We start from the raw sequence: 8356 nt of genomic DNA on the forward strand, positions 1-8356 counted from the left end.
CCTCGACCGCGCCGGCGCGGTGCTTCGGGGTGCCCGTGGCGCGGCCGGCGAGTACTGCGGTGGCGGCAGCGTAGGCGTCGATGCGATCCGACTTCCCCGCCGCTCGGCGAACTCGACGATCGGGTCGGTCCACCTCGATGACGGCGATCTGGTTGGCTCGGAGGTGGCGGCCGAGTTCGGCGCCGAAGGAGCCGGTGCCCTCCATGCCCACAACCAGCACTTGGCCTTGGGAGTGCAGCCACTCCAGCAGGTCCCGGTAACCGGCAGGCGTCGTGGGGAACGCCTCGGTGGCCAGGTGTCGGCCGATGGTGTCGATGACGGCGGCCTGGTGAACGTCGGTGTGGGTGTCGATCCCGCCGATCACCTCGATGGGCTGTGACATGGTGGCCTGCTATCCGGGTGTGTCTGTTGCTCGGCGCGGACTCGGAGTTGCAGGTCGCGGAATTCTTGCGGGAGAAAAGGCCACGGTTCGGGCGCTGTCGGTGGTGGTCGTGCAGCGGGTGCGGACCGGGCAGGGACGGCGGTAGCGGTCCGGTGACTGTGATGTGGTGTTCGCGGGCTGCCTGTTCCGGATGGACCAGGGAGGTGTAACCGCCGTCGACCAGATGCTGGGCGGGTAGCAGCCTGCGGTGCTTCAGCCGGGTGTGGCTGCCGGGCTGCGCCTTCGCGTCGTAGCCGATGGTGTCGGTGGTGGCCACATCTGTATCTGTGATCACGCTGACGCCGTCAGGATCACAGCTCTCGGTGAGGTGTGCGACGAACCCTTTCCAACGGGTGACGTGTCCCGGCGCGCGTAGCGGGCCGTCGGATCGTAGGGCGAGAGGGCCCCGGACGTCCATCCCAGGAACAGGCGTCGGGCAGCCCGCTACGACGTGGGTAAAGCCGTCCGCCGCGGGAAGACCGTCATCACTCTGAAACGGTTGAAGGGCTAAACGGCGTCACTCCCGGCCTGAATACTGGTGGCATGGAATTTGCCGTCTTCATGACCTTGCCGGGCCTGGTCATCCTGCTGACACTCGTGGCCTTCGCAGATCAACTGCTTCTCCGTGCCGGACGGGCCGGACTGCTGCCCTGGCGGAACAGCGTCCGGCAGGGCCAGATATCGGCGACCGGGTTTGAGCAGCTTCACGCGAGCTTTTCACCCGGAAAGCAGAACGAACTCAAGGAGCGGCAGTCAGCACTGCTGTTGAAGGATGACGAGGAAGACGGGGCACCACCGAACCGAACAGCGGTAGACCTGGAGGCAGGGACTGCGGTCGTCCGAATTCCTCAGGCCGATCAGTAATAGACCCCCATCACAGTCAGACCTTGGCATCGACGGCGGGCAGCCGCAGTCCCGCACCCTGGACGTCGGCCTCCACCACGACAACGAGAACGTCCCGGTGACCGACGGCGGGCTCACGGTCGACGTCTCCGACCTCGCCGGGGTCGCCGAGGTGACCTGGCCCGACAACTGCGCGCCGAGCGGCGCGAGCGCGGTGTGTGACATTCCTGTGGTCCCCGCGATCGGGGACGACTACGAGGACCAGGTGGTTCCTGACACTGCGTGCGGCCGACGGCGCCGAAGTCGGCACCTCGGGCAGGAGCCACCTGTGCGGCGACGGCCACCGGCGGCCCTGACGGTACGCTCGCCGCGCCGGACGAGGGTACCGAGACCACACTCACCGTCGGCTCCGGGCCCGACCTCGCCATCGTCCCCGTCGCCGACATCGAGGCGGGTCGGCCGACCGCGCCCGCCGGCCCCACCGCATCCAGACGGTGACCGACCTGGTGAGCCCCGCCGACGAAGACGACCTGCTGCACGCGAGCGCCCAGGAACTCCTGACCGACCTGATGCACCAGTTCGGCATCACCGCCCACCTGTAGCCGGACGCACCCGGGCGACCGTGGTCGTGTCGCCCGCACTGGAGGGGCCACGGGCACCCGCACGCGCGAGCTTCCCGACTGGAATCTGACCGTCCCGGCCTGGTCGAGGGCCTACGGCACCGCATCGTGACCACCATCCAGCACCCTGCGAGGGGATCTTCCATGTCCGACTTCGAGCCTGCCGTAACAGCGTTCCTCCTCCTCAAGACCCATCGCGCCTGGTTGGAGCTGTCAGTACCGGAGCGCGTCGCGGCCTTCCATGAAAGCGTTCTGCCCGTCATCAAGGACAAGGCCGAGGACGTACGTTGGCGCTACTACGACACCGAGTTCTACACGGCCCGTGTTACCGACATCTGGGTCTGGGAGGCACGCGATCACGGGCTTTCCAGTTGGTCATCGAGGCGTTGCGCGAGACGCCGTTCTGGGACCACTACTTCGAGATCGTCGAAATCCTCGTGGGCGTCGAGAACGGGTACGCCAAGCACTACGACACCGACATTCCGGCGACCAACAACGCCTGAGCATCGCCTGGCGGTCGCCTACCGGCGAGGAGTGGTAGGCGACCGTCAGGCGAACCGCGATTCGGCACCGGCCGCTTAGCTTCCGTGGTGGCACAAGGGTGGCGTCCTCGCAAATAGTGAGCCTTTCCAACCTGATCTTGCAGGTCAGCCCGGGGTGGCAGGGGGGTCGATGAGGGCGAGGCTCCGGGTAGGACAGCAAATCGAACAAAACCCGACACCCCGACCGGGAGCCTCGCCATGCTGTCGCGCCCTGCCACGATTTCCTTGTCCAGCCGGACCCTGCACCACCTCGCCGACCTCATTCGCGGCCACCGCCAGCAGCGCGAATCCCGATGGCGCAGACTGAACCCCGGCCGTCAGGCACTGCTCGCCCTGGCCTACCTGCGCAACGGCGACATCTCCCCGACTCGCCGCCGGCTTGGAGATCGGCGTCGCCACCGCCTGGCGCTACGTCCAGGAAGCAATCTGGCGTGACCCACGACCCGACCGCCGCCCGTACTCACCGCATCATCGACACGCTCAGCAGCGCCAACGTGGTGACCTTCGCCGACAAGTGCTATCAAGGCGCCAGCGGCAGCGTGCGCACCCCGTTCAAGCGGCGCCGGTTCCGGCCGAAGCTGTCACGCCGGCACAAGACGGTCAACCGGGCGCACGAGGAGATCCGCGCCCGCGGCGAGCGCGCGATCGCCACGCTCAAGACCTGGAAGATCCTGGTCAGACTGCGCTGCTGCCCGCGCCGCGCAACCGCGATCGTGCAGGCCATCCTCGTTCTGCACCAGGTCGAAGCGAACCACTACGCAGGATGAAAAAGGTTCCGTACTGGACGTATGCCTGCCGGCTCCTGGCCATGCCGGTCCTCACCCTCGGCGTGGCGACCTCGCTCCCGCCGCACCAGGCGGGCCTGGGCTCCGGTCTCGGCATCACGGCCCGGGAGACCGGCGCGGCCCTGGGCGTCGCGGTCACGGCGTCACGCTGTCCGCCCACGCCGACCTGACCTTCGGCCTGGGTCCGGCCCTGCGCACGGTCGCTCTGCTGGTGCCGGCGGCGACGGCGGCCGTGGTCGCCGGTCACGGCGACATCACCCCAACACGCACTATCGCGAGATCTCGCAAACGCGTACTATCGCGTTCAGTCTTCCGCTGAGTACGACAACCCGCCCCGTTGAGGAGCCCTTCATGCCCGCTGTCCTGAACCCCGTCCTCGATCTTCTGACCGTACGCGGCACCGTCACCGAGGCCGAGCAGGTCACCGTCCGGATGCGTCGGCTGCGCATCGACGGCGAACAACTGGCCGGTCTGGAGGTCCAGCCAGGCCAGCAGGTGCGGATCCTGGTCGGCGGACTCACCCTCCGTACGTACTCGATCTGGCACTACGACCCGTCCGGCGGCGTCGAGTTGTGCGTACTGGACCACGCAGCGGGCGGACCGGGCGCCCGATGGGGCCGCACCGTCGCACCAGGCGAACAGGTACGGCTGCGGCGACCCGAGGGCACCTTCACGCTGCGTCCCGACGCCGCCCGCCACCTCTTCGTCGGCGACGAGACGGCCTCGGTCGCGTTCGGTGCGATGCTCGCGGCACTGCCCGGGGAAGCCGTCGTCTCCGGGTGCGTCGAGACGTCGACAGCCGCGGACCGGCTGCCCCTGGCGGGCGGCGACCGGCTCGACTGGGTACTCCGGGGCGAGACGTCACTGCCGGACGCGGTACGACGTCTCGCCCCCGAACCCGGCGGGATCGCGTATGTCGCCGGGGAGGCACGGGACGTGCAAGCAGTGCGGCGGGTGCTCGTCCAGGAAGCGGGGTGGGACCGGCGCGCGGTCCTGACCAAGCCGTTCTGGACGCCGGGCAAGAAGGGCATGGACTGACCCAGGGCGTACGCCTCCGTCCGCCGCTTACTGATCTTTTCGTAAGTTCGGTGGGTGTGGTGGGTGTGTGGGTGGGGGTTGTCGGGGTGGCTTATCAGCCTTCCTTTTCGGTTGTCGGCTCCTCCCTTCCTCCTTTCCTCTGTTGTCGCGGCCTCGGTTGGCGGAGGCGCGTCGTGTTCGGGCAGTCGAGTTGTCCGGGGACGGCGTTTCGAATGCGGAGGTCGTGCGGGCGGTGGGGGTGTGTGCCGGGAGTGTGCGGCGCTGGTGGCGGGTGGGGGAGCAAGGCGGTACTTCGGCCCTGCGGCGACGGGCAGCTACCGGGCGCCCGCCCAGGCCGGACGACGCCCAGGTCGAGATGGTCCGGGCCGCGTTGGGGCAAGGTGCCCGGGCTCATGGTTTCGAGGCCGGCCTGTGGACCCTGGAACGAGTCGGCGCGGTCATGACAGCGGCAACGGGGGTGGTGTTGTCGAGGGCGTCGGTGCGGCGGCTGCTGACCGGCCGGCCCGGATGGAGCCTGCAACGGCCCGAGCAGCGGGCGGTCGAGCGGGACGAGTCGGAGACCGCCCGCTGGATCGTGCACGAGTGGCCGCGCAGCAAAAAAGGGGCCGTGCACCCACGTGCCTGGATCGTCTTCCTCGGCGAATCAGGCGTCTCTCTGCTCCCTTCAGGTTCGCCGCACCTACTCGCCCCGAGGGCGGATTCCGCTCCTGCGGCACCGCCTGAACTGGAAGCGCGCGTCGATGGCCGGGACCTTGGGTCACCACTCCACCGTCACCCTGATCCCCACCGCCCCGCTGCCCTACAACAACGAATGGCAGGGACTGGTCGCCACCGTGGAGAACTCCCTCGGGCTCCACGCGCACAAGCCCGGCAGCCTCACCGGGCCTGGACCGCTACCTCCACGACCGCACCGGCGGCATGATCGGCTGGCTCTCGCGCCTGATCCGCGGTGCCGCCGCGTCCGGCCATCTGCTGTCCGCGGGTCCCGGTGAACAGGTCGCGTTCGACATCGGTCCCGGCATAGACGAACGTCGTGGGGATGCGCTCGGAGAAGTACTTCAGTGTGTCGGCGACCTCGGTGCCGGACCTGGTCGTCAGCGAGATGTTGTGCAGTTCGTCGACTGTACCGACCGCAGGAGCTCAATAACGGCTTTGAACTGCGACGATTCCCTGATCACATGTCTGTGACGTTGACTCACTTCGTTTGCTGTCGCTCATCTGGGTGATGACGCTCGACGACCCGGCCGTCGAGTTCGGTGGAGGGGTCGTGGAGGTGGTTGGTGAGCCAGTCAGCAAAGCCCATCGGGCAGTTCGTCGGCCTTTTCTGTCAGGCCCAGCAGGGACAGACAGGCGTCGAGTCCGTCGATTGAGACGCTTGCTTTCTGGTGCTTCTCCCATCGCGCGCGGGAAATCCGCAGTCGGCGCATGGCGGTGACCTGGCCGCGCACGGTCAGGCGCTCGATGCCGTCTGGCTCGTAGCCGAGCTTGCTGGACACCCGGAATGATGCCGGATTGTCCGTGAAGGCACCGGAGGTCGCCTCGGCTGCCTGCAACCCTGCGAACGCCAGGTGAAGGACGGCTGTGCGCATCTCGGTGCCGATGCCTCGTCTCTGGTGTCGAAGACCGAGCCAGGAGCCGGTGTTGACTTCACGCAGGGACGCGTAGTTGCGGGCAGCGATCGTCTGCTGACCGACGATCTGGCCATGCTCGAAGACCGCGAGGTTCAGCGCCCAGTTGTCCGGGGTCCAGTCGCCGAGCTGGAGCCAGTGGTGCTGAACCACCGAGCGCGCTCGTTCCGACGGAAGCAGGTCTGTCCAGGGGACGGAGAAGGGCATGCGGTCTGGATCGTGAACGCCTTCCGCCGCGAGGTCCGCCAGTTCGGAGAGTTCCTCGCCCGATGGCAGGCGAAGTTCCAGGCGAGGCGTGGTCAGTCGCAGTCCGAGCAGAGGCCAGTGGTCGATGAGCATGAGTCATTGTGCGGGGCTGAGGGTAGTCCGATCATCTCATTTTCGCCGCTGGGGCGCTGATCGAGATGCAGTCGTCGCGGCGCGAGCCGCGGCGACTGTTCGGGGACTTGCTTTCACCTCTGGCCAGTGGGGCTGGCGATGCGGGCCTCGAGGTCGGCGACGCCGCGGACTTGCAAGCGGATGTTGGACCGGGCGGCCTTGAGTCGCTCGCCGAGGGTGCGGTTGTCGGTCGTCAGTTGGCGGACCCGCTGCTTGAGAGTGGTGTTTCTCGGTGGTGATCCGCTGGATGGCTTCCTCGGCCCATTCGGTTCCCAAGCCGCGGACGTGACCGAGGAGTTCGCCAATGCGCGCGCTGGGTGAGGATGTCGGCGTGGGTGGCCTTGAGGGCGTCCTCGGCGTTCAGTGCGCGTTCGCGCCAGGTCGCTTCGCGTTCGTCGTCCTGGTCGGTGAGCATCCAGGTGCGGTGGTCTTCGGCCTCTGCCATGGCGGGGTGGTGACGCTGATTTGCGCTGTCTCTCGCCGGAGCCGGGTGATGGCCTCGTGGACGCGCTCAAGGCTGATCTCGGTCTTGCGACGGCGGGCTGCCAGGGTCGCAGCCGTGCGGGGTTCGGGGACTGTGGCGGTCTTCACGCGACGTCCTGTTCGGGATCGGTGTCGCCGGCTGTGCACGTATCGCTGTACTCGTCCTGCTCGTCGGCGCCCCCGTCGGCGAGGTCGGCGGCGCGGATGGCGGTGGACCACACGCGGTGGAAGTAGTCCTGGGGTTTGCGCAGGTCCAGGGCGAGGCGTCGTCTAGGAGGCCGGGCCTTCTCCAGGCCGTCGATGGCACGGGCGGTGGGCTCGAAGTAGCGGTGGAGGTAGTCGGTGGTGGCGTCGTCCGGAGTGTCTTCGGCCGGCAGCCGCCACTGCTCGCGCTTACGCGCACGACAGGACTCGCGACACGGCCGGACGCCTTCGGGTGCCGTCTCTCCAGGAGAGCGGTAGGTGAAGACGACGTCGATGGCCGTTCGCGGCAAGTGACTCGACGACGGAGCGTCTCGGACCACGGCTGCCTCCTGTGACGAGTGAGATCTTCGCGGCGGTGGGTCGGCACCAGCATGCCGGTCCGCGCGAACATGACCTTCCGCAGCACCTTTCGGTGCTGTCATCCTGGACATGTGCTCGGATTCTGCGTGTGTTCCGCAGGAAAGCAGCCCACTGCGCGAAGGGAACGCCTGCACAACATCGGCTCTGGATTCTTTTATGGCTGCGTGGTCCGGGTAGCTAGGTTTGTGCTGGTCAGGAGGTGGTCTGGCGGATCGCGTCTGTGGCCGACTACAGCGAGAAGCAAGGGCGCCCGCCGGTGGGCTCAGCCGCGGCCGGTTGTTCGTGGGCAGCACGGCGGGGGAGTAGGCGGATAGGTGAGTGGTCCGGCCTCGAGGTCAGACCAGGCCTGCTCCCGTATGCGGTTGCGAGCTTGATTGCCGGAGCGGACCGGTGCCGGACCGGAAATCCTGCACGTATGTCAGTGGCGGTGACGACACTTGGTCCATGACGCTTGACCGTGCCGATCTGGCACCGCCGCTGCTGGTCCCTTCCGGATCGGCGTTCAACCCCATGGTGCTGGACCGGCCGACGCTGCTTCCTGTCCTCGACACCAATGCGCTGCTGGTCGAAGCCTGCTCTCTGGCCAAGCACGGCCGTCGGCAGGACCGGGTCACCGCGCTGGCCAGCACCGGCCGCGCCACTCCGTTGTGATTGAGAGGTTCCTAGTTGGTGTGGTGTGTGGGCTGTGAGCTGGGGTGTTGGGGGTTTCTATGAGAAAGGAAGGGACTGTGTTCGACTGTGAGTGGGCGTGTTGGTGGCAGCGTTTGTGCGTCAGCCGTTTTTGGTTGTTTGGTGCCTGGTCATGCGCTGTAGGGGTGGGTTGGTCTGCTGTCATGAGGTGACCAAGTGGCTGCCGTTTAGTGGCTGGGGTGGGGCGGGTTGGCTGTCGTGGGGGTGGCTGTTCCTACCGGGGTTCTTTGTAGGCCGGTGCTGTCGGCATACCGCGACGGAGATCTGTCCAGACGCTCCGGGACGAAGCCGAGGCCGCAGGAAGGCGCACAAGCCTGTCCCGCGGATCCGGCTGCTCACCGACGGGTGCGGCTCTGTGTAGTGC

General features: G+C 67.5%; 8 protein-coding genes and 2 pseudogenes. 7 read left to right on the plus strand and 3 right to left on the minus strand.

All coding sequences use genetic code 11. The features are described from left to right. On the minus strand, positions 1–382 hold a 382-nt coding region (locus AOK01_RS39740; RefSeq protein WP_157871675.1), incomplete at its 3' end, for an IS110 family transposase. A gap of 582 nt (positions 383–964) precedes the next feature. On the opposite strand from AOK01_RS39740, the gene AOK01_RS39745 reads away from it, so the two are divergent. The 6 genes and pseudogenes from AOK01_RS39745 (at position 965) to AOK01_RS46715 (ending at position 5171) form a co-directional block, all read left to right on the plus strand. Beyond that, positions 965–1285, plus strand: a complete 321-nt coding sequence (locus tag AOK01_RS39745) for a DUF6191 domain-containing protein (RefSeq protein ID WP_055520474.1) — start codon at positions 965–967, stop codon at positions 1283–1285. 743 nt (positions 1286–2028) lie between these two features. Further along, a pseudogene (locus AOK01_RS39755) lies at positions 2029–2387 on the plus strand (darcynin family protein). Between the two features lie 237 nt (positions 2388–2624). Next, positions 2625–3193, plus strand: a pseudogene (locus AOK01_RS39760) (transposase family protein). Continuing rightward, the gene (locus AOK01_RS46710) at positions 3190–3381 is read left to right on the plus strand and encodes a hypothetical protein (protein WP_055520478.1); all 192 of its coding nucleotides are present in this window, start codon (positions 3190–3192) and stop codon (positions 3379–3381) included. The pseudogene AOK01_RS39760 and the gene AOK01_RS46710 overlap by 4 nt, the downstream one beginning before the upstream one ends. A 181-nt stretch (positions 3382–3562) precedes the next feature. Then, positions 3563–4249, plus strand: coding sequence for a siderophore-interacting protein (locus AOK01_RS39770; protein WP_055520480.1), 687 nt, complete (start codon positions 3563–3565; stop codon positions 4247–4249). A 253-nt stretch (positions 4250–4502) separates the two neighbouring features. Next, positions 4503–5171, plus strand: a complete 669-nt coding sequence (locus AOK01_RS46715; RefSeq protein ID WP_425424799.1) for a winged helix-turn-helix domain-containing protein — start codon at positions 4503–4505, stop codon at positions 5169–5171. A gap of 367 nt (positions 5172–5538) precedes the next feature. Here AOK01_RS46715 and AOK01_RS39775 read toward each other — a convergent pair whose 3' ends face one another. Next, positions 5539–6216, minus strand: coding sequence for a GNAT family N-acetyltransferase (locus tag AOK01_RS39775; RefSeq protein WP_055520482.1), 678 nt, complete (start codon positions 6214–6216; stop codon positions 5539–5541). 626 nt (positions 6217–6842) lie between these two features. Then, entirely contained in the window at positions 6843–7262 is a 420-nt protein-coding gene (locus AOK01_RS39780) for a hypothetical protein (protein WP_055520484.1), read from the minus strand. Positions 7263–7746: 484 nt separating this feature from the next. On the opposite strand from AOK01_RS39780, the gene AOK01_RS39785 reads away from it, so the two are divergent. Beyond that, positions 7747–7953, plus strand: a complete 207-nt coding sequence (locus AOK01_RS39785; RefSeq protein ID WP_055520486.1) for a hypothetical protein — start codon at positions 7747–7749, stop codon at positions 7951–7953. Positions 7954–8356: the final 403 nt, after the last annotated feature.

It is taken from the genome of Streptomyces aurantiacus, from assembly GCF_001418335.1.
GTDB classification, from domain to species: domain Bacteria; phylum Actinomycetota; class Actinomycetes; order Streptomycetales; family Streptomycetaceae; genus Streptomyces; species Streptomyces aurantiacus.

Bases quoted from the DNA above. Each gene is read 5' to 3' on its own strand.
- AOK01_RS39745 (WP_055520474.1), top strand. From the start codon at position 965: ATGGAATTTGCCGTCTTCATGACCTTGCCGGGCCTGGTCATCCTGCTG.
- AOK01_RS46710 (WP_055520478.1), top strand. From the start codon at position 3,190: ATGAAAAAGGTTCCGTACTGGACGTATGCCTGCCGGCTCCTGGCCATG.
- AOK01_RS39770 (WP_055520480.1), top strand. From the start codon at position 3,563: ATGCCCGCTGTCCTGAACCCCGTCCTCGATCTTCTGACCGTACGCGGC.
- AOK01_RS39775 (WP_055520482.1), bottom strand. From the start codon at position 6,216: ATGCTCATCGACCACTGGCCTCTGCTCGGACTGCGACTGACCACGCCT.
- AOK01_RS39785 (WP_055520486.1), top strand. From the start codon at position 7,747: ATGACGCTTGACCGTGCCGATCTGGCACCGCCGCTGCTGGTCCCTTCC.